Origin of the sequence: Thermosediminibacter oceani DSM 16646 (assembly GCF_000144645.1) — a bacterium.
GTDB classification, from domain to species: domain Bacteria; phylum Bacillota; class Thermosediminibacteria; order Thermosediminibacterales; family Thermosediminibacteraceae; genus Thermosediminibacter; species Thermosediminibacter oceani.
This window is the reverse complement of sequence record NC_014377.1, coordinates 1695693-1717528: the sequence shown is the minus strand read 5'-3', so window position 1 is coordinate 1717528 and position 21836 is coordinate 1695693. Positions and strand designations below refer to the sequence as shown.

Here is a 21836-nt window from a genome sequence, read left to right as displayed (position 1 = left end):
TTGTTACACCTCCCCGCTAAGATGATTATAGAGGAGTCGAGCAAGTACACTGCGATTCTCTTCTACGAGAGTATCAACAGAGAGGTCCACCTCTATCCTGCCGCTTTCGCTTCTTGCCACAACACCACCGATCATGCTGTCATCCCCCGAAACTATTTCAAATTCGCCCGGGGGCTTCAGGTCAGAGATAATGGACCTAATGACCTGTTCGTATTTACCAAGATCGGTGGGTGTAAAGATATAAATTATTTTCTCTCCTTTAGGGAAGCGGGAGGTTACCTGAACCAGCATCTTTTTCAAAAATTCCATGTATCCAGGGGTGTTGAGAAATTTTTTTATCTTATCCCTTACTTCATTCAGAAGCCTTTCCAGGAGTTCCTCTCTTTTTCTCAGCACCTCGAAATGAGCGTCAGCACGGGCCCTGGAGACCATCTGTTCTCTTTTTACATTTGCCTCCCGGGCGGCTTCTGATACTTTTTCCTCCATTTTTTTCTTAAATTCCTCCGATAAAGCCGCTTTTTGAGCTTCGTAACGGTCCACAAGCTTCTGGTATTTTTCGCTGTATTCGTGTTCCAGTCTTTCGAAAATGACCTTTGTAAAGAGGGATATTTTATCATCTATGGTCGTTGACATATTGTCACCTCAAATCTTAATTCCAACGGATTCCTTGATATAACGGGTTAGGAAGTCCGGCGGGCGGCGGCTGCCATGCCTGTCGGGAACCTCGATTATTATGGGAAGGCCTTTTCTGAGTTTAAGCCGGTTCAGCTGATCCTTTACTTTTTCTGCCAACCCCTCGGTTATTATGACAAGACCAATATCTTTTTTGGAGTAAATCTCCGTTAATTCTCTCAGCACTTCTTCTCTCTCGTGTAATACCTTCCCATCAATCCCCGCCAGCCTCATACCGGTTAACGTATCAGCATTGTCGCTCAAGACAAAAGCCTTCATAATCTATCCCTCATAAGCTGCCCAGGATCATGATGGAAACAATAAGGCCGTAGATAGCTATACCTTCGGCAAGACCCACATAAATGAGCGTCTTACCGAGGATTTTCGGGTCTTCGGACACTGCTCCCAATGCCGATGAACCCACAGCTCCCACCGCATAACCCGCACCTATTGTAGCAAGGCCGGTGGAGAGCGCTGCTGCTATAAAGGCTAGGCCGCCCGATGGGTTATCCGAACCGGCCGCTCTGACCTCGGCAGGCATTATAAACGTGAGAAAAGCCGCAATTAAGAGCGCGTAAAAACCTACACTCCACCTCAACACCTTTCGGGCTTTAGCCCCATCGAGCCTGTAGTAAATACCTGCAGCAACGGTTAAAACAGAAATGATCATTGCAAGAAAAACCACTGTGTACATTTTACATTCCCTCCAATTTTTATATTGCATAATTCATGCCAATAGAACGCTTTGCGAAACGCTTTTGCCGGAAAGCAATTTTTCTTGAAATCGCTTTTTTGATTTTTACGGGCTCATACTCTACACCATCTCCCTTGAAATACTTGCTGAATAGCTCGTAATATTCCAGTCTCAAAGCCTGTATGAAAACTATCAACCCTTCCAGACCTATTATCACAGCATTGCCAAGTACCAGGAGGAAAAAGCTTCCGATTCCGGAATTTGTCATTTCGGCCATAGTGGCAAAAGCTATATAAAGGCCGGCATGATTTAGAGCAAAGGCACCCACCCGGATGAAGGAAATGGTATTGGACATTGCGGAAAGTAGGGTTTCGAGAGCACCAAACCCTTCCTCTACGTAATAATCCCCCGGTAATTGTCTGTAGAGCTTCTCAGCTCCCGTTATTTTGCCGGCCAGCGGCTGCTTAAACACCATCAGGATGATAAGTGCAACCAGGGAAAGCGAAAGGTACGGTGAAAGGCCGCCTATTCCAACAGCATATCTGTAAGCTGCATATAAAAGCAGGACGTAGAATGCGAGGCCTGTTACCCCGTTTCTGCCGAACATACCTTCCTCGAGGTTCCTTTCAATATATGAATTCATTATGCTGTAAATAAACCCAAGGATTATCAATATAGCACCCAGAACGACAGCCCCCGCCAGCATGAGGTTAATATTGGCCATCGGCCTTACCAGGAGGGCCGGAATTATCTCCTCCGACCCAAACACGCTGCCGTAGAGAAGGCCGAAGACTGTGGAACTTAAACCGATACTGCTCAGGATCCCGCCGAGGGCGGTTCTTGCCTTCAGATATCTAAGCAAGAGCCCGGCGATTAACAGCACGAGGCCCTGACCCACGTCTCCGAACATGGCTCCGAAGAGCAGGAGATAACTTAGCGCAAAAAATAAAGTCGGGTCCTTCTCGTTGTAAGCAGGCACTCCGTACATTTTTACCATTTCTTCAAAAGGCCTGATAATGGGAAGATTCCTCAATTTCGTAGGCGGCGTTATGCCCGGCGTTCTTTTTTGTACATCTTCGACGATTATTATAATGTCATTCCCGAAGGTAGCTTCGAGTTCTTCTTTAAGGCGGACTACGCAGCTTTCCGGAACGAATCCGAACATAAAAAACAGGTGCTTACCCGTAGCGAGATTGGTTTTAACCTCCTCAACCTTCTTTTCCATTGCAAGCCGGGCGTAAGCCTTTTCAACTTCGACCGTGTATTTTTCCCTGTAATTTTCTATGGACTTTGTCATGGAATCAATGGCGTTCATATCTTCATTTATACCGGCTTCCAGCTGTTTTATGACGGTGGCCGGTGTCCCGTTGAAACTATCGGGAAGAGGAAGCTCTACAAAATTGAGGGAAGTAAAAATCCTTTCTACGGTTTCTTCAAGGCTTTTCGGTGTTATAGAGGCTACCACCACGTTTTTGCCTTCATCCTTAATTTTTAAGACCACCGCCGGTATATTTTCGTAATTCTTTTTGAGCTTGAGGTAGTTTTCCTTCGTGAGTTTAAGCAGCTTGAAGGTCAGGAAATTCATTTTTTCCAGTTGTTCCACATTAAATTTGTACTTTTCGAGGTACCTCAGATTGTTTATATAAGTCTTTTTTTCTTCTATAGACCTTTTTCTCTGGTTTATACTCTCGGCTAAGGAGTGTATCTCAGAATAGATTTCGAAAATTTGCTTCATAAAATCGTCAAATTCGTAATCCTGCCCCATGTACTCGGGTATTACGGCGGGCTTTAAATTGAAAATGCCCAGGAGGTTGTTTACAACCTCTTCCTCCCGGGAAAAGTCCCTCCGCAATGTATACGGTTTAATATAAGGAAGATCTTCTAAAGCCTCTATATTTTTTTCATTGGGAGGTAAGACGAAATCGCTAGAGCTTATCCTGGAGATGGAGTTGATTACATGCATGCTACCGTTTAATATAATTAGTCGCAGGATCCTGTTCATTTGGGGGATTTTGCCTATTATCCCCATCATCTTCATTTTCTCAATAGCCATAAAAGCTCGCCTCCTAATTATACCGCCCTTATCAAGAACCTCCCGGATTCCTCGGGTGAAAGGTTGTATCTAATGCATTCGGTTATCGAGATAATGTCTTTTATTTCGAACTCCAGAAACAATGCATAAGCGATAGCCTGTATTATGCTCATGGGAGAACGTCGTAATAAAGCCTTAAGTCTGTAGAACAAAAATCTATTTATTCTCCTTTCCATGTATATGTCACCGGTTTCGTCTTTTTTGAAAAGGAAGCCGTACCCCAGCTCCCCGGCCATACTATCTAGTTCGTCGAGATTTATAGAATAGCACAGTTCCCTGCGCTTTAAAAAGCTGATGCGGTCCCCCATGTCTATAGTGTAATTGAGCAACTCCTCCGGGGACAGCATGTAAAATTTCTTGCCCCTGTATATCCATTGAAGATTATATAAATCCGATACCATCCCCTCCCATTTTTCTAGAATTTTTCTATCTCCATTTTCAAGCTTTTCTGACCTCTTCTTTAAAATGCTGAAGTAAGCCGTATCCAGGGCCATTTCCAGATGAAAGAGATTTTCCCTTTTTCCGTCAAGCAGGGGCTTTACGTAATCGTCAAATTCGGACCCCTCCAAAGCCATTATGAGATCTCTTAAAGTCTCTGCCTTAAGCACCTTATCGGAGGGTACATTGCTGTACCTGCCTATAAACGCATAAGGCCTGTCAATCAGGCCAGTTTCGGAGCTGTTATATATGTCTCTTGCCAGATTTTTCAAATCCTCGATTTCATACTTCAGGTACAGCGCCTTCAAAAATTCCTTATAATTCCCTCTAAAAAAATAAAGCAGTTTATCGAGATTTTTCACCATATTGCGTCGAAGGATTCTTTCGAGGGTAGCCCTGCTCAACTTATCGGTGTTTATATCGTCCAACAGCTTACGGTAGGGAGTATTTTCTCTAAGATAACCGGCAAGCTCTGCGATAGACCTTTTCCGAAGCATCTCGGCGTAATGCTGGTCTTGCAAAAAATTGCGTTCCATTGCTCTTATCTTCGTGTTGACGGCGGCAAATCGAGTTATCCTGTCCATAATCAATACCTCTTTAGATCAAATATCGTATTAATGAACTCATCCTTTATTTCATCTTTAACTTGCGTAAACCTCGCTTCCATATTTTTTATCAATTCAGTCGTATCTTTTTGTATTTTTTCAACTTGTTGATTACCTGTCAGAATTGCTTTGGCATAAATGTCTTTTACCGTTTGGTCGATTTCCCGGTTAAAACTTTCAATCATCTCCTGGATTTCCCGGCGGTAGCGGGACTCTAGGTCGGCTAGACTTTTATCCCTCTTTTCTCTGATCTCCACTGCTTTACTGTCTATCTCTAGAAACCGCTCTATCGATTGTCCTACGATTTTTTCTTCCAAGCAGATCACCCTTTTTTAATTAGATCTTTTTATAATCTATACTCCTCTAAAAAAATAAAAGCAAACTGAAATAAGTTATAAAATTCTACCATCCTATGCTGCAATGTACCGGTAAACCCTCCTAACCGGGTACTATCTCAAAATTTCTCGTGTTTTGTCAAAAAAGCAGTGATTACTTTTCACCGGGACTGAAGTAAGGCTATTGGCAATAATTTATTAATGATGTATAATAAATATAAATAAAATAATAAATGATAAATGTTGAACGTGCTGGGGGAGCTTCGGCTGAGAGGAAGCCCGATGGCAGGGCTTCGACCCCAGAACCTGAACGGGGTAATGCCCGCGTAGGGAAGCACGTGAATCGCATCGATTTACTTGCCCACCTATACGGGTGGGCTTTTATTTTTAATATTAAAAAGGAGAGGATAATTATGAGAAGACAGAATCTATCTGCATTTATCGAAGGCGCACTGATGATCGGGATTGCTACAATATTGAGTTTCTTCAAGGTCTTTCAGGCCCCTTACGGCGGCTCTGTTACCCTAGGAAGTATGGTGCCCATCATCCTCTACTCGGTACGGCATGGAGCTTCCAGAGGATTTTTTGCGGGAACGGTATACGGTCTTTTGCAGCTAATGATAGAACCCTTTATCGTCCATCCTGTGCAGGTAATTTTAGACTACCCGCTTGCATTCGGAATGCTGGGCTTTGCAGGGCTGTTTGGAAGAAGGATTTATCTCGGTATACCCGTGGGCATTTTAGGCCGGTTTTTGTCGCACCTTCTTTCAGGTGTAATCTTCTTTTACTCCTACGCTCCCGAGGGTATGAGTCCCCTTGTCTACTCGGTGCTTTACAACGGCGGTTACCTGTTGCCCGAACTAGTCATAAGCCTTCTTGTATTGAGATTTGTGCTTTACCGCTTTATTCGTAAGGATGAAGGCTGCGGCGTTTCTGATTGAAATGATTTTTTAAACTCCCTCTTCGGAAGGGTGATTTAACTTCCGGGGAGGGAGTTTTTTTCGCGAAGGATTGAGTAACCGCCGGTAAGCAATTTTAAAGAGCATCTATTAAAAATATCGATAGTAAATATTAATTTATTATATATTTCGATAGCAGGTTCGCCTGCTATGGTGATAAAATCTGAATTGGATATTCTTCTGAAAAGCCGGACAAAACGAAACCGTCCGAAAAGGTGGCGTCTTTGGCCCAAAAATTATCTATCATTTCGTTGGAGTCGGGGCTGCGATCCCGGGAACCTCATCACTAAAGAAAAAGTTATTAAGGGGGATTTTAAATGACCGATTACAAAAAGTTATGGGAATCGATGGACATTGACCTTGAAAAGCACGATCAGCTATGCAACCTGCTGCCAGGCTTTTTCGCTGACGTGTATCTTTCTCAGGAAAACCGGCCGGAAGGAATGAACTACTTTAATCTGGTGGTATCTTCGATTCACGGCCTCAGGCCCGAAGAACTAAAGCGGCATAAGGATGACGGGGGCAAGGTGGTGGGCACCTTCTGCGTTTACGTGCCCGACGAGCTTATAGTTGCCGCAGGAGCCATAGGCATAGGGTTGTGCGGCGGGTCCCAGTTCTGGGTGCCTGATGGGGAAAAGGTACTGCCCAAAAACACATGTCCGCTGATCAAATCTTTTATGGGGGCAAAAATAACCAGGACGTGTCCTTACTTTCAGTCCTGCGACCTGCTTGTAGGTGAGACGACCTGCGACGGTAAGAAAAAGGCCTGGGAAATACTTGAAAATTATGCCGATATCCACGTGATGCACCTTCCTCAAATGAAGCGGGACGTTGATATAAAAGCCTGGGTTCAAGAAATTGAGATACTAAAGGAAAAGCTGGAAAAACTTACGGGGAATGAAATAACCCCGGATAAATTGAAAGATGCGATAAGGCTTATAAACGAAAAGAGAAGGGCTCTAAAGCGCCTTTATGAACTGAGGAAGGCAAGGCCGGTACCCATCAGCGGAAAGGATGCCCTTTTGGTTAGCCAGATAGCTTTTTACGATGATCCGGAGCGTTTTACCTCTAAAGTAAACGACCTTTGCGACGAACTGGAGGAAAGGGTAAAGTCGGGGGAAGGCGTTTTCCCGGCCCACGCAAAGCGTATCCTCATAACCGGTACTCCCATGGCTATACCGAACTGGAAACTGCACCACATAGTGGAATCGAGCGGTGCCGTTGTGGTCTGCGAGGAAACCTGCACCGGCACCAGATACTTTGAAAACTTCGTGGAAGAGGCTTCAAACACGCTGGAAGGGCAGTTTAGAGCTCTTGCTGAAAGGTACATGAAGACTAACTGCGCATGCTTTACCCCCAACCGCGGCAGAATCGATGATATAATACGCCTGGCCAGGGAATACGAGGCTGATGGCGTCATTTACTATAATCTGCAGTTCTGCCAGCCCTACGCTGTGGAGTATGAACTTGTCAGGCGGGCTTTGCAGAAGGAAGGGATACCCGTTATTCTCATTGAAACTGATTACAGCGAAAATGATTCGGAGCAGGTAAAAACCCGGGTTCAGGCTTTTCTTGAAATGCTCGGCTGAAAAAACAAAGACACTGAAAAAGCGGTTCTTATAAAGGGAACCGCTTTCAGCTTGTAGACAAAGCCGCTTTTAGGATGCATAACCTAAAAGCGGCTTTTTGTTGAAGGCGAAGAAAATTTTTAAGAAAAACGAATGTAAAGCGGGGACTGTTGGCGGAAACGTTCCCCGTCTTTTCTTCCATAAAGCCAGCTTTTTTAAATTCATGCATGCGAAAAGAAGCGTGAGGTAATGTCCAACTTTCCTCAAGCCTCGTAGATTTGTATAGCGCATGCCATGCTTTTCCTTCGCATCGGCAAATACCCGCTCGATGGTCTGGCCGCGCATTTTGTATAGTTCTTTACCCCATTGGGTGTGTCTTATATCTTCCGCTATTTCTATGTAATGCTCCCATATATGCCGAGTTATGATTTTTGTGTAATTTTTACTTTTGGTGCACTGTAGGCGCATGGGACATTTACAGCATATTTGGGGGTTGCTCCTATATTCCCGGTATCCCGCCCGGTTGGTGGTGCTGTATTCTAATATTTGGTTGTTGGGGCATATGTAACAATCATAATATTCGTCATAGACGTATTCGCGTTTTTTAAAGTAGCCATCTTTGGTCATCGGCCTCTTGTAGGGCATAACGGGAAGCGCTCCTGCCTCAATGATTTCTCTGCATATCCCGGGGGTTTTGTAGCCTGCATCAACCACTACCGCCTCTATTTTAGAAAATTTATCGTTTACTTCTTGAAATAAATCGGAGAATACCTGGCTGTCATGAACATTTCCAGGTGCTATTTTGACACCAAGGACAAAGTTGTTCCGGTCACAGGCTACAGAAGCTGTGTAGGCAAAGCAGCGCTCTTTTTCCCCTTTTTGAAACATCCCACTTTCAGGATCTGTGGTGCTTACCCTGACTTTTTTAGAGCTATTTTCTCCTTTGTTGTTATCGTCATCATCATCTTCTTCTTCAAAGGGCTTTTTACCGTTTGCTTCCCGTTCGGCGTTGATTTCTTTTAAAAGTTCTTCCTTATATTTTTGAGTCCGTTGCTTAGCGACTTTCTCGATATATTTATTCTTATTGGCACTGGCTTTTATGTGAGTAGCATCGATAAATACTGCATCTGTTTTAACAAACCCGCATTCTATTGCTTCCATCAACACCCGCTCGAATATCTTTTCAAATAGATCACTTTCCTTAAACCGCCGTTCATAGTTTTTTCCAAAAGTTGAAAAGTGAGGTATTTTTTCTTGTAATCCATAGCCTAAAAACCAACGGTAAGCTACATTGACTTCTACTTCTCTGATGGTTTGGCGCATGGAGCGGATTCCATACAATACTTGGAGCATGAGTAGCTTAATTAACACTACCGGGTCAATACTAGGTCTTCCTGTATTTTCGCTATATAGGTCTTTTACTTCATCATAAATGAAATTAAAATCGATGCTTTCTTCTACTGCCCTAAGGAGATGGTCTTGAGGTACTAAGCTATCGATGCTTACTAATTCTACCTGCTCTATTATTTCTCGATTTTTCTTCGTTAACATTTCATCGCCCCACAATATTTTTGTATCTTCTTTAATTTTACTAAAAAGCTGATGATTTCTGTACTAGCTTTTGCAAAAAAAGACTGTCGACAGTTACTTTGTCGACAGTCTGAAAGCGGTTCTTATAAAGGGAACCGCTTTTTCGTTATGGCTTTATAATATAGCCCACACTACCAGCCTGTATAACGATGCGATTATAAAACACACCAGCAGTGCGACGGTGGTCGTAAGCACCGCTGCGAAAATCGCCCATCTGGCTTTTCCTGTTTCGCATCTTATGGTCCACAGCGTGGTGGCGCAGGGAAAATGGAGCAGGGAAAAGAGCATAGTGTTGATGGCGGTAAGGATGGTCCAGCCGTTGCTTATAAGCAGGTCCTTGAGGCCTGCGAAGTTGTCGGGGGAAATCATGGATCCCTGGGCGAGATACCCCATGAGCAGTATGGGTAAAACTATCTCGTTGGCGGGCAGGCCTGCGATAAAAGCCATGAGAATGTATCCGTCCAGGCCCACCAGCCGACCGAGCGGGTCTAAAAAGGCTGCTGCCTGGGCCAGCAGGCTCTGATTTCCTAATTTTATATTGGCCAGAAGCCATATAATGCCGCCGGCGGGAGCTGCCACGGCCACAGCCCGCCCCAGAACGAAAAGGGTGCGCTCGTATATGGAGCGTATTATTATACCGCCGATATGGGGAGGGCGGTATGGCGGAAGTTCCAGTATAAAGGATGAGGGTAGCCCCTTGAGCAGGGTGGAGGCAAGCAGTTTTGACACTACCAGCGTTGTAAATACGCCGAAAACGACTAATCCGGATACGGCAATGGGAGCCAGCAGCCACCCCAGATCGGGTGCAAGCCCTCCTATAAAAAGCGACGCGAGCAGCATCAAAGTCGGGAAGCGGCCGTTACAGGGCACAAAATTGTTGGTAAGGATGGCTATGATGCGTTCCCGCGGTGAGTCTATTATCCGGCAGGATACAACGCCGGCGGCATTACACCCGAAGCCCATGCTCATGGTAAGGGCCTGTTTTCCATGGGTACCAGATCTTTTAAAAAAATAGTCCAGATTGAAAGCCACCCGGGGCAGATAGCCCAGGTCTTCCAGGAAGGTGAATAGTGGAAAGAATATCGCCATCGGAGGCAGCATTACCGATACCACCCACGCCATGGTCTTGTACATTCCGGTGATTAAAAACCCGTTGACCCACTCAGGGGCTCCGATCGAAACAAGAAAGCTTTCAAGAAAACCCTGGATTCCAAAAAGAATTTTCGCGAGGATCCTTGAAGGGTAATTGGCTCCCACCAAGGTTAGCCAGAATATAACGCCCAAAAGAAGGAGCATAAAAAGAATACCTGTAACTTTTGAAGTGAGCAGCAAGTCTATCTTTTTATCTAAGCTTTCCCTAAAACCTTCGTATCTTACAGCCTTCCGGCTGATGCTTTCAGCCTTCTCATAAATTTTTTCCACGATCAGGTCTTTCACGTCTGTCGTTACATGTGAAATGTCATCTGAGTTCCCGGTTTCTTGGGACCGTTGAAAAATACGAGTATCCATACGCGTTTCCCCCCCGGTTTTTATCCCGGACTTTGATGAGTTTTTTGATGTCTTCGATCGAATAGTCGCCCGAGATAATATTCAGGGCTAACCAGCGGGGATTTATACCGTCGGAAAAGGTTTTTTCCAGGCGGGGTACTAGTTCCCCGATGGCTTTCTCCAGTTCTTCGCCGTAATTTACTTTCCGCGGCGATGGTTTGATTTCTCCGGAATACACCTTCAAAATCATTTCTTTTAGCTCATATAACCCTATACCTCTGCGCGCAGCTGTGGCAACCACGGGGACTCCCAGTTCCTCCGAGAGAACGTCGCTGTCCACATATATTCCTTTCTTAGTAGCCTCATCTATCAAATTCACGCAGACTATAATCCTGTCGGTAATTTCCATTATCTGCAGCACCAGGTTCAGGTTTCTCTCGAGGCAGGTGGCGTCGGTTACTACCAGCATGACGTCGGGCCTGTTGAACAGAATAAAATTGCGGGCTACCTGTTCTTCAAGCGAATTTGCGAGAAGAGAATAGGTACCCGGCAGGTCGACGATGTTAAATCTCACATTCTTATGGTAAAACGTTCCCCGAGCAAGACTCACGGTTTTGCCCGGCCAGTTCCCTGTATGTTGCTTCATCCCGGTCAGTGCGTTGAAAATAGTGCTCTTGCCGGTGTTGGGGTTTCCGGCTAGTGCTACAAGAGGCCTAGGGAAACTATCTTCCAACAAAAAATCCATACTTATCACCTTATGAACTTCATTCGGGAATCACCAGTATTTTTGACGCGTCTTCTTTTCGCAGAGCAATGACGGTACCCCGAATCCGGTAGGCTGTCGGGTCACCGGTGAAGCTGGTAAAATAAGCAGTTATGGGCGTTCCGGGGACAAATCCCAGGTCAAGGAGCCTGCGGCGGAAAAGCCCCTTGCTGAGAAGCGCCGCCACCCTGCCTGTTTTACCGATCGGGAGTTTATCAAGAGTGATTACATGTTTCTCCATCCAGAGCCCCCTTTATTGTTTTTACAAAAAGCGGGGTGTTCTTAATTATAAGATATGAGTAAGATCTGTTAACGGTTCCAATAAAAATTTATAAGTTTCGGTCAGTGCCGGAAATTCTAGAGCCGGGAATATTTAATTCAAACAAGCCCCTTGAGGCTATTTTTTTATAAAATTTATCTATCTCAGAAGGAATTAGAAAATTATGGTCGAATTTTATATATGGGATGTGACGGAGGGATCGTAGTTGGAAAACCTGAACAGAGATGAGATTATCAGGCATTATGAAGAAGTCATAAAAAGGATCAAAGATATAGTCTCTGCAAAAATCATAACGAGTCCTGACGGAAATATTTCCGAGATCCACGTTCTGGCCAATTCCGACAGGAATCCCAAACAGATAGTGAGAGACATCGAGACGGCACTCATTGCGACCTTCGGTTCTGAAATAGATCATAAGAAAATAAGTGTGGCTCAGCTTAACAAAGAAGAGCTTGTAACGGAATCCCGTTTGAAGTTAGATGGTATAGATGTGAAAAAAACCAATTACAGCTACGAGATTACGATAACCTTGAAGGGCTCCGATGGCAGTGTATACGAAGGCAGAACCACAGGTGCCGGGTCTTCTAAGCAATTTTTAAGGCTCGTCGCCCTTGCCGCCATCGATGCCGTTCAGCAGTACTTGAACAGTAATTTTATAATTACCCTCGAAGATATTAATATCTTTAGAATCGGTGATAAGGAGGCGATCGCCGTACTTATATCCATACTTGTGGACGGGAATGAGGAGACCTTTCTGGGAACCGCTCTCTTCCGTCAGGATAAAGCAGAGAGTATTGTCCTGGCGGTGCTAAATGCCATAAACCGCCGGATAAATTTTCTGATAAAAGAAAAAATGATTGAAAATGTTTAAAAGGGCCGACAGAAGCGAAGCGGTTTTTTTGGCCTGCTCTAATAGCGGCGGAGCAGAGCACCGTAGACAGGGAGGAGGCTGTAAAAAATGAAATTCAATGCTACTCTGGTTAAGATATTGCTGGCATTGATGGCTCTTGTCCTTGCCGGCGGTGCTAATTTTAAGTTAGGTTAATATAATTTATTTCAGTCGGCCCTTCATTTTATTTAAATTTGAGTTAGTTAATATTTTGATTAACATTTTTATCAGGTGACAAAAACATGATTAAAAACAGTAAACAAAATTTATTTTTTATATTATTGATGGCTATTGCGGGATTTTTTTTGTTACATTCTTTAAATTCATTATTACATATTGATACAAAGACTTTTGTTATTTTTGTCGGCCTTGCTTTCTTAGCAGAAATATTACCGGTTAAACTGGTAAATGATGCTGAAGTTACGGTAGGTTTCGCAGTTTTCATCGGTTCTATATTAGTATTAGGGTATAAGGCGAGCATTTGGGTTGCTTTTTTTTCAGAGCTTCTTTGTGAAATAAGGCATAGAGTACCTAATTATGCCTTTCTAAAAAAAATAACTAATATTGGGATATACATAATAATGGTGGCTGGTTCTGGCTATATCTATGAAAAACTAGGCGGTGTTCCCGGTAATATTAATCTTCAGGAAAATTTAAGCAGTTTTATTGCTTTAATTATTACGTACTTTTTATTAAATGTTGGCTTAGTCACCACAGCATTGACAATAATATACAAAAAATCGATTAAATATATTTTTTCGACTACTTTTAAATGGGCTTTGCCAAACTACGCAGCTCTTGCGCCCTTAGGCATTTTACTAGCCATTATATACATTAACAATGGAGCATTAGGATTACTTTTATTTCTTATCCCCCTCCTAGTTGCACGCCATTCTTTCAAACTCTACATGGACATGAAAAAAGTATATTTGGAAACAATTCAGGCTTTGGCCACAGCTATAGAAGCCAAGGACCCTTATACCAGAGGCCATTCCGAAAGAGTAGCAAAACTTGCGGTGGCCATAGCGGAAGAATTAAGAATGGACAACGATTTCATCAGCCATTTACAGTATGCGGCATTACTCCATGACATCGGTAAAATAGGGATTCCAGAGGAAATTTTGAATAAACCGTGTAAACTCTCCGAAGACGAGTTCTCCAAAATAAAAACCCATCCCGCATTGGGGGCTAGTATCGTAAAAAACGTTGACTTTTTGGCTCAAGCTTCTTCTTTTATTATGTACCATCACGAGAGGATGGATGGAAGCGGTTATCCGATGGGGCTGAAGGGTAAGGAAATTCCGCTGGGGGCGCAAATAATAGCCGTAGCCGATGTGTTCGACGCCCTGACGACGGACAGGCCTTACCGTAAAGCGTGGAATCCTAAGGATGCACTGGCTGAACTGGAAAGAAACTCCGGAGTACAGTTCCGGCCTGCTGTTATAAAGGCGTTAAAAAAAGTCTTGGAAAGGGAGAAAATCCGGGAAAATGCTTTTGATTGATTTTATGATAATTTCATTTATAATAGGGTTTTTAAGAAAGGGAAATTTAAAGGGACTTTCCGAAATCCCATTAAGAAGGCTGGAGATCATATTTGCCTCGTTTATTATCCGATACATGCCGTTGTTTTTAAAAGGTTCGCTCAAAGAATTTGCCTCAAATCACATAATAGCAATTTCAATAATTTCCTATACGCTGCTGTTATGCGGCCTATTTTCAAACTGGCATATAAAGCCGCTGAGGCCCGTTGCGATTGGAGTATTTCTGAACTTTTTGGTCATAGTTGCCAACGGCGGCAAAATGCCAGTATCTCTCTGGGCTGTCGACGCGGCAGGGCTTCAGGACTACAAGGCCGATCTATTCAACCCGGATTACCTATACCATACTGCCCTTACTCCCTCAACCAGATTGGCGATTCTCGGGGATATCATACCTCTGCCCAGGCCGTATCCGAACCCCCGGGTATTCAGTATTGGTGACCTGTTGATGGCGGCGGGAGTATTCATTCTGATTCAGGAGGCTATGTTGAAAAAGATGTCGTCAAGTGGTAAAATTAAAGGAAGATGAATAGAAAGGAACCTGCAAAAAAGGTTCCTTATAAATTTTTTCGGAAATTTCTTGAGGTGATAATATGTTAGGGGTCTTGAAAAAAATATTCGGCGATTCCAACGATAGAGAGATAAAAAAGTTAACCCCCATAGTGGAAAAAGTAAACGACTGGGAGTCCAAAATAAAGGTGCTTTCCGATAGCCAGCTTAGAGAGAAGACCAACGAGTTTAAAAATAGGCTGGCCGCCGGCGAGACCCTGGATGACCTTTTGCCCGAGGCTTTCGCTGTTGTCAAGGAGGCGGCAAAGAGGACCCTGGGTATGAGGCCCTTTGACGTCCAGGTGATGGGGGGCATAGTGCTGCACCAGGGGCGAATAGCCGAGATGAAAACCGGCGAAGGGAAGACCCTTGTGGCCACGATGCCGGCCTACCTGAACGCCCTGACCGGGCGGGGAGTGCACGTGGTTACCGTGAACGACTACCTTGCCCGGCGCGATAGCGAGTGGATGGGGTCGATTTATAAATTCCTCGGGCTGGAGGTGGGCTTGATAGTCCACGGGCTTGATTACGAGGAGAGAAAGAGGGCGTACAACGCCGATATAACTTACGGTACAAACAACGAGTTCGGGTTCGACTATCTCAGGGATAACATGGTGCTTTTTAAGGAACACATGGTCCAGAGGGAGCTAAACTACGCCATCATCGACGAAGTCGACAGCATACTCATAGATGAAGCTCGTACACCTCTAATAATATCAGGTCAGGCCGAGGAATCCACGGACATATACTATAAGTTTGCCCGTTTTGTGCCCAGATTAAAACCTGGTGAGGACTATGTCGTTGACGAGAAGGCCCGCAGTGTGATTCCCACCGAAAAGGGCATAAAAAAGGCCGAGGAATTCCTGGGGGTCAGCAACCTTTACGACGAGGAAAACATGGAGCTCCTGCACCATTTCCACCAAGCCCTAAAAGCCCATGCCCTTATGAAAAGGGACAGGGACTACGTGGTGAAGGACGGGCAGGTTATAATAGTCGACGAGTTCACCGGAAGGCTAATGTACGGCCGCAGGTACAGCGAAGGCCTGCACCAGGCCATCGAGGCTAAAGAAGGGGTCAAGGTTGAACGCGAGAGCAAGACTCTTGCTACCATAACCTTCCAGAATTACTTCCGCATGTACAAGAAACTGGCAGGAATGACGGGTACCGCCGCCACCGAAGAAGAGGAATTCAGGAAGATCTACGGTATGGACGTAGTGGTGATACCCACCAATAAACCGATGATAAGGGTGGATTACCCGGATGTAGTATATAAGACCGAAAAGGCCAAATTCCAGGCGGTGGTGCGGGAAATCGAAGATTGTTACCGGAGGGGCCAGCCGGTGCTGGTAGGCACCGTATCGATAGAAAAGTCAGAGATGTTGAGCGAGATGCTGAAGAAGAGAGGTATCCCGCACCAGGTGCTGAACGCCAAGTACCACGAGAAAGAGGCCGAGATAATAGCAAAGGCGGGCCAGAGGGGAGCGGTAACAATTGCCACCAACATGGCCGGACGCGGCACCGATATCGTGCTGGGAGAAGGTGTAGCCGAGCTAGGGGGCCTGCACGTAATCGGCACCGAGAGGCACGAATCTCGGCGTATTGACAATCAGCTCCGGGGCCGTTCGGGCCGCCAGGGTGATCCCGGTTCTTCCAGGTTTTACGTTTCACTGGAAGACGACCTCATGAGGCTTTTCGGCTCCGACAGCATCAAGGGGTTGATGGACCGCCTGGGCCTGGAGGATGACCAACCCATAGAACATCCTCTAATAACGAGAGCCATAGAAAACGCACAGAAAAAGGTTGAAGCAAGGAACTTCGATATAAGGAAGCACGTGCTCGAATTCGACGATGTCATGAATACCCAGCGGGAAGTAATATATTCTCAGCGCCGCAAGGTCCTGGAACAGGAAAACCTGAAAGACAGCATAAAGCAGATGATTGAAGATGTAGTAAACCGGCTGCTGGACATATACGCCGCCAAGGAGATCCACCCGGAAGAGTGGGATCTAAAAGGCCTAGCCGAATACTATGCGGATATATTCACCATAAAGGATGTCCTTAACGCGATAAATCCTGAGGAGACGACCAGGGAAGAAATCAGGCGCTTGCTGGTGGACAGGGCCCTGGAAGCTTATGAGCGGAAAGAAGCCGAAATCGGCGATGAAACCATGCGGGAACTGGAGAAAGTGATAATGCTCAAGGTTGTGGACCAGAAGTGGATGGACCACATCGACGCCATGGATCAGCTCCGCGAAGGCATCGGCCTCAGGGCGTACGGACAGAGGGACCCGCTAGTGGAGTACAAGATCGAAGGCTACGAGATGTTCCAGGAGATGATTAAGAGCATCCAGGAGGATACGCTTAGGTATCTGTTCAGGGTGCAGCTGAAAACCGCGCCTCAGAGGCGGGAAGTGGCTCGCAACCTTTCATACTCCCACGGGGATGGTGAAAAGCCCCAGCCCGTGAGAAAGGGCGCAAAAGTAGGTAGGAACGATCCGTGCCCCTGCGGCAGCGGAAAGAAGTACAAGAAGTGCTGCGGGAGGTAGGCAATATAATAAAATTTGGTGCCTGACTTAAATCTGAAGCAAACTTCAGTTGAAATAGGAGGCGATAACGGTGCTCGAAGAGATAAGGAGTGAAATTGAGGCCTTTGAACCGCACATCCAAGAGATGAGGGATGCTCTTTGAAATCGACAGGCTCAAAAGCGAAATAGCTCAGCTGGAAGAAAAGACCCTTACCCCGAATTTCTGGGACGACGCTCAGGCGGCACAGAAAATCCTACAGACTTTGAATCAGCTTAAAGAAACAGTAGAGAAATTCGAGGCTATAAAGAAAAAATGGGAAGACCTCATGACGCTGATAGAGCTCGGCATTGAGGACCATGACGAGGGACTTTACGGAGAAATATCCGCTGAAGCCGAGGAATTCAAAAAGGAATTCGAGGAAATGAGGCTTAAGACACTGCTGAGGGGTAGGTACGACAAAAACAACGCAATACTTTCGCTCCACGCCGGAGCCGGTGGTACCGAAGCCCAGGACTGGGTGCAGATGCTGCTTCGCATGTACACCCGCTGGGCTGAAGACAAGGGATACAAGGTCAAGGTCCTGGACATGCTGCCGGGAGAAGAAGCTGGTATAAAGAGCGCTACGATACTCGTAGAAGGCCCTTACGCCTACGGCTATCTCAAGTCGGAGCAGGGCGTGCACCGGCTCGTGAGAATATCCCCCTTTGATGCAGCTGGGAGGCGGCATACCTCTTTTGCCTCCGTCGATGTCATCCCCGAGATCGAAGACGATATAGAAGTAGAAATAAAACCCGAGGACTTAAAGATAGAGACCTTCAGGTCCGGTGGGGCGGGCGGCCAGTACGTAAACAAGACCGAGTCGGCGGTCCGGATTACCCATATACCCACGGGCATCGTGGTTACCTGCCAGAACGAACGCTCGCAACAGAGTAACAGGAATACGGCCATGAAGCTCTTGAGGGCGAAACTCTTTAATCTGTACCTTGAAGAACAGCAGAAGAAGATAAACGAACTGCGCGGGGAACAGAAAGAGATTGCCTGGGGCAACCAGATAAGGTCGTATGTCTTTCACCCCTACAGCTTGGTGAAAGACCATAGGACCAATGTGGAGGTTGGCAACGTCCAGGCCGTAATGGACGGGGAGATAGATATGTTTATAAATGCGTATTTAAAATCAATGGCAAAATAAAAAAATTGATGAGCCGGTTAATACGGCTCATTATTTATACCATTTTATCTTTGTACCCTGTATATTAGAGGACAATATTGAATTCTGTCGAAATATATTATGTAAAAATAAACATGGAGGTATTTAAGATGAATAAAATGGGAAAAATTTTTTTGATTTTAGCTACAGTGACCGTTTTTATGATTTTTTCCATGACCGGCAGGGCTGATGTGGGCGAGCCGGGGTCCGAAAGCGATCCGCTAGTTACAAAAAGTTATGTGGACAAGCTATTTTCAAACATCCAGCAGTCAATAAATTCCGGGACCGGAGGTTCCGTAAGTCCGGAAATTGTTAACCTGTCTCCGGGACAGCAGCTTGTGGGTGACATGGGGACGGAAATCATACTGCGGAGCGGTCAGGCGGTAATAGTGGACGGCGCCGGTGGCGGTCTTGCTGACGTTACCGCTGGTAAAGATATAAAAAAGGATGAAATTGTACCGGCCAATCACCTTCTTATTGTCCCGCGGGATGACGGCCGGGGCATTACCGCTAAAAGTAACGTTGTCGTTATGGTGAGGGGCAATTTTACCGTTAAACGGTAAACTTTACATTGAAAATGAATGGTGTTATACTTTTTTTAGCATTTTTAGGAGGGAGATATTTTTGGAGAAATGGCTGAGAACCCTGTTTGTTTTACTTTTAGCGATGTCAATAATTTCCTCGGGGGTGGCTTTACTTCCCCGCATGAGGGCGGAAAATACCCATAATATGGTGGACGGTGCCCTGTCTTACGCCGACCTGAAAAATATGGCACAGGAACGGCAAACAACTGTTGAAGAGGTCGCTCGGTTATTTGAAGAGAAGGCAAAAGTCAATGCCGTGCTTTATAAAGAGGAAAGCCTCAAGGACCTGGCCGACGACGGGCGCATTTTTATTGCCAACCGGCAGCAGATGATGCTTTTAGGGTGGCGGGAGAATTTGCCGTTTAACGGGGGCGAGACTTACATAGTGACTGCCGACGCCGATGTAAAAGAGCGGGTGAAGCATCATCTGACGGAAAAACTCGGCGGGGAAAAGATGGCGTTGCTGCCGGAAAGAAACGGATTTTATGCCATAGCGTTAGATATGCGTCCATCTCTGGTAGAGGGGATTGGAGTGGGTTTTGACCGTGAAAACGTGGCAAAGTTGGAAAATATGGGCTTTCACTCCGTTTTCATGCTGAAAGACTGGCCCAATGTGAACGAAAGGGGAATACGTTTCGCCATAAAAGATCTTACACTGACGGGAAAGAATATAAGTGCGGTCCTCTTCGAAAAAAAGCAGGTTCTGGGTTATCCGGAATACCTTCCGGTTTTGGCCGAAGAGATGAACAGGTACCGGCTTACGCTCGGTCAGGTGGAGTTTTACAACCAGCGGGGTTTCGATAAACTGGCTACCCTGTTAGACCAGCGCGTGATCCGAATGCACAGTGTGACCGACGAAGAAATGCAGACTATCGAGCCGCAGGAACTGGTGGACCGCCTGACCCTTGCTGCAAGAGAGAGAAATATACGTATATTGTTTTTGAAATTTTTGCCTGCCTCTGATGTTGAAAGACGTTTTGAAATAAATGCCGGTTACATGGAAAAGGTGGTAACAAGGCTTAAAACTGCCGGTCTGCAATTAGAAGCGGGGAACGGGACGATACCGCGCCCCTTTGAGCCATTTCATCATAGCCCAATACTGCTTTTTTTGATAGGTTTAGGACCATTGGCGGGCGGCATGCTGTTTCTGGAAAAGCTTGGAATTAAACGGACTTCCATTCTCGCCGGGTTAACCGCTATCGGGGTTTTAGGCCTTGCATTGGCTTTTTTTGCTTTTCCGCTGCTGGCCCGCAAAATGGTTGCCCTGGCTTCCGTTATAGTTTTCCCCACACTTTCCATTATATGCCTGGTGCCCCGGCAGGCCCTCAAGCCCTGGCAAGCCGTGCTTCGTATGTCACAGATGACGGTTTTTTCCCTGATGGGGGCACTGATGGTGTCCGGGGTTCTTGCCGATACTTCCTTTATGCTCAAGCTGCAGCAGTTCAGTGGAGTAAAAGTGGCCTATCTCTTTCCGGTACTTTTCGTGGCCTGCGCCTTTTTCATACTTTACGGTGAAGGAACACCCGGCGAAAGATTGAAAAAGCTCATGGACCAGCCGGTGCTGGTAAAATATTTACTGCTGGCGGCGGCGCTGGCGGTGGTGGGTATTGTCTATTTAACCCGCACCGGCAATGAAGGGGCGGTGGGGGTCAGCGCTCTGGAGCTTAAATTTCGGGCTCTGCTCGACCGAGCGCTGGGCGTGAGACCCAGGACCAAGGAGTTTTTAATAGGCCATCCACTAATGCTTGTGCTCCTTTGCCTGGGTTACAGGGATCACAGATATCTGCCCATCTTAATTCTGGCCAGTATAGGCCAGGTTTCTATGGTCAATACTTTTGCTCACATTCACACACCGTTTATCATCTCCTTTGTCCGAAGCATTAACGGGCTTATCCTGGGAACAATGGCAGGCCTAGTTTTAATAGCAGTGTTCCGGCTGTGCCGGTGTTTGGAGAAGAGGTGGCAGGATGGCTGAGGTGGTACTTTCCGGATATTACGGTTTCGATAACCTGGGCGATGAGGCGGTACTTTATGCTATAGTCTCCGCCCTGCGGCATGAGGCTCCTCAGCTTAAAATAACGGTCCTTTCTAACAATCCCAAAAAAACCGAGAGCCTGTACGGGGTAAAAGCGGTGAATCGCTGGAAATTGTCAGAGGTGGCCGGAGCTCTTAAAAAAGCGGATATGCTGATAAGCGGCGGTGGAAGCCTCTTGCAGGATGTAACAAGTCCCCTTTCTTTGCTCTACTACCTTGGTGTGATTTCGCTTGCAAGAACTTTTAAGAAAAAGGTCTTTATTTACGCCCAGGGCTTTGGCCCGGTTAACCGGGCATGGGCCCGGTTGCTGGTAAGGCGTGTGGTACAGACTGTAGATTATATAACCTTGCGCGATGAGGAGTCGGCTGAGGATCTTCGTTACCTCGGAGTAAGCCGGCCTCCCGTTGTCGTCACCGCCGACCCCGTTCTCGGCCTGGATCTTTCCACAGTGGATAAGGACCGTGGAATTGCCCTGCTGCGGCAGGCTGGAGCGGATTTGAACAGGCCGCTGGTGGGGCTTGCCCTGCGCTGCTGGAAGGGGGAAGAGGTATACCTTCCCGCCGTTGCAGGTCTGGCCGACAGGCTGATAGAAGAAGGCGCTTTGCCCGTTTTTATACCCTTTCATCATCCGGAAGATCTGGATGCGGCGAAACAGGCAATTCAGCTTATGAAAAGACCGGAGGCGGTACTGCTAAAAAGGCCCCTTACTGTGGAAGAAATGCTGTCGGTCACGGGTTGCCTCAGTATGATGGTGGGTATGAGACTGCATTCTCTCATAATGGCGGCGGCGTGCGGCAGGCCCGTGGTGGGCCTGTCTTATGACCCAAAGGTTGACCGGTTCCTACGGCTCATCGGCGCACCGCCGGCCCTAAAGGTCGAGGATATCAACCTGAATGACTTGCATATACTGGTAAGGGCTAGATTAAGGGAGGGGCAGACTCCCCAGGAGCGGTCGGTAATGACTAATTTGAAAGAAAGGGCACTGCAGTCTGCAAAACTTGCCATAAGGTGTCTGAATCAGTAA

20 protein-coding genes and 1 riboswitch are annotated in these 21836 nt (G+C 46.1%); of the genes, 10 read left to right on the top strand and 10 right to left on the bottom strand.

Annotated elements, in window-relative coordinates; genetic code table 11:
- Positions 1–3 precede the first annotated feature (3 nt).
- Genes TOCE_RS08645 through TOCE_RS08620 form a run of 6 tightly spaced genes read right to left on the bottom strand, consistent with a single transcriptional unit; the run spans position 4 to position 4818 of the window.
- Positions 4–633 carry a V-type ATP synthase subunit E gene (locus TOCE_RS08645; protein ID WP_013276480.1) on the bottom strand — a complete coding sequence of 210 codons (630 nt, stop codon included), beginning with the start codon at positions 631–633 and terminating at the stop codon, positions 4–6.
- Positions 634–642: 9 nt separating this feature from the next.
- Positions 643–951, bottom strand: a complete 309-nt coding sequence (locus TOCE_RS08640; RefSeq protein WP_013276479.1) for a V-type ATP synthase subunit F — start codon at positions 949–951, stop codon at positions 643–645.
- A gap of 10 nt (positions 952–961) precedes the next feature.
- Positions 962–1366 carry an ATP synthase subunit C gene (locus tag TOCE_RS08635; protein WP_013276478.1) on the bottom strand — a complete coding sequence of 135 codons (405 nt, stop codon included), beginning with the start codon at positions 1364–1366 and terminating at the stop codon, positions 962–964.
- Positions 1367–1385: 19 nt separating this feature from the next.
- The gene (locus TOCE_RS08630) at positions 1386–3419 is read right to left on the bottom strand and encodes a V-type ATP synthase subunit I (protein WP_013276477.1); all 2034 of its coding nucleotides are present in this window, start codon (positions 3417–3419) and stop codon (positions 1386–1388) included.
- 17 nt (positions 3420–3436) lie between these two features.
- Complete coding sequence (locus tag TOCE_RS08625) at positions 3437–4480, bottom strand: V-type ATPase subunit (protein WP_013276476.1); 1044 nt, start codon at positions 4478–4480, stop codon at positions 3437–3439.
- 2 nt (positions 4481–4482) lie between these two features.
- A complete protein-coding gene (locus TOCE_RS08620) occupies positions 4483–4818 on the bottom strand; it encodes a hypothetical protein (RefSeq protein WP_013276475.1) in 336 nt (111 codons plus the stop codon).
- A gap of 262 nt (positions 4819–5080) precedes the next feature.
- Positions 5081–5186: riboswitch (TPP riboswitch) on the top strand.
- A gap of 63 nt (positions 5187–5249) precedes the next feature.
- On the opposite strand from TOCE_RS08620, the gene thiT reads away from it, so the two are divergent.
- Positions 5250–5777 carry an energy-coupled thiamine transporter ThiT gene (gene thiT / locus TOCE_RS08615; protein WP_013276474.1) on the top strand — a complete coding sequence of 176 codons (528 nt, stop codon included), beginning with the start codon at positions 5250–5252 and terminating at the stop codon, positions 5775–5777.
- Positions 5778–6112: 335 nt separating this feature from the next.
- A complete protein-coding gene (locus TOCE_RS08610) occupies positions 6113–7384 on the top strand; it encodes a double-cubane-cluster-containing anaerobic reductase (protein ID WP_013276473.1) in 1272 nt (423 codons plus the stop codon).
- Between the two features lie 69 nt (positions 7385–7453).
- Here TOCE_RS08610 and TOCE_RS08605 read toward each other — a convergent pair whose 3' ends face one another.
- From TOCE_RS08605 to TOCE_RS08590, 4 genes are all read right to left on the bottom strand, one after another.
- Entirely contained in the window at positions 7454–8914 is a 1461-nt protein-coding gene (locus tag TOCE_RS08605) for an IS1182 family transposase (RefSeq protein ID WP_425358464.1), read from the bottom strand.
- Positions 8915–9067: 153 nt separating this feature from the next.
- Entirely contained in the window at positions 9068–10462 is a 1395-nt protein-coding gene (locus tag TOCE_RS08600; RefSeq protein ID WP_049817918.1) for a nucleoside recognition domain-containing protein, read from the bottom strand.
- Positions 10413–11186: a FeoB small GTPase domain-containing protein gene (locus TOCE_RS08595; RefSeq protein WP_083768502.1), complete on the bottom strand. Its 774-nt coding sequence runs from the start codon at positions 11184–11186 to the stop codon at positions 10413–10415. Before TOCE_RS08595 ends, TOCE_RS08600 begins: the two co-directional genes overlap by 50 nt.
- Positions 11187–11205: 19 nt before the next feature.
- Positions 11206–11445, bottom strand: a complete 240-nt coding sequence (locus TOCE_RS08590; protein ID WP_013276471.1) for a FeoA family protein — start codon at positions 11443–11445, stop codon at positions 11206–11208.
- 244 nt (positions 11446–11689) lie between these two features.
- On the opposite strand from TOCE_RS08590, the gene TOCE_RS08585 reads away from it, so the two are divergent.
- The 8 genes from TOCE_RS08585 (at position 11690) to csaB (ending at position 21836) form a co-directional block, all read left to right on the top strand.
- Positions 11690–12355, top strand: a complete 666-nt coding sequence (locus TOCE_RS08585; RefSeq protein ID WP_013276470.1) for a hypothetical protein — start codon at positions 11690–11692, stop codon at positions 12353–12355.
- A 260-nt stretch (positions 12356–12615) separates the two neighbouring features.
- The gene (locus TOCE_RS08580; RefSeq protein WP_013276469.1) at positions 12616–13875 is read left to right on the top strand and encodes an HD-GYP domain-containing protein; all 1260 of its coding nucleotides are present in this window, start codon (positions 12616–12618) and stop codon (positions 13873–13875) included.
- Entirely contained in the window at positions 13862–14440 is a 579-nt protein-coding gene (locus TOCE_RS08575) for a DUF5317 domain-containing protein (RefSeq protein WP_041423915.1), read from the top strand. Before TOCE_RS08580 ends, TOCE_RS08575 begins: the two co-directional genes overlap by 14 nt.
- A 64-nt stretch (positions 14441–14504) precedes the next feature.
- Positions 14505–17006 carry a preprotein translocase subunit SecA gene (gene secA / locus TOCE_RS08570; protein ID WP_013276467.1) on the top strand — a complete coding sequence of 834 codons (2502 nt, stop codon included), beginning with the start codon at positions 14505–14507 and terminating at the stop codon, positions 17004–17006.
- A gap of 70 nt (positions 17007–17076) precedes the next feature.
- Positions 17077–18175, top strand: a protein-coding gene (gene prfB, locus TOCE_RS08565) for a peptide chain release factor 2 (RefSeq protein WP_013276466.1) whose coding sequence is annotated in 2 segments (ribosomal slippage) — positions 17077–17145 and positions 17147–18175 — 1098 coding nt in all. Because the reading frame shifts where the segments join, the coding sequence is not laid out codon by codon here.
- Positions 18176–18303: 128 nt separating this feature from the next.
- Positions 18304–18756, top strand: coding sequence for a hypothetical protein (locus tag TOCE_RS08560; RefSeq protein ID WP_013276465.1), 453 nt, complete (start codon positions 18304–18306; stop codon positions 18754–18756).
- 61 nt (positions 18757–18817) lie between these two features.
- Entirely contained in the window at positions 18818–20752 is a 1935-nt protein-coding gene (locus TOCE_RS08555) for a DUF5693 family protein (RefSeq protein WP_013276464.1), read from the top strand.
- Positions 20745–21836: a polysaccharide pyruvyl transferase CsaB gene (gene csaB, locus TOCE_RS08550; protein WP_013276463.1), complete on the top strand. Its 1092-nt coding sequence runs from the start codon at positions 20745–20747 to the stop codon at positions 21834–21836. The genes TOCE_RS08555 and csaB overlap by 8 nt, the downstream gene beginning before the upstream one ends.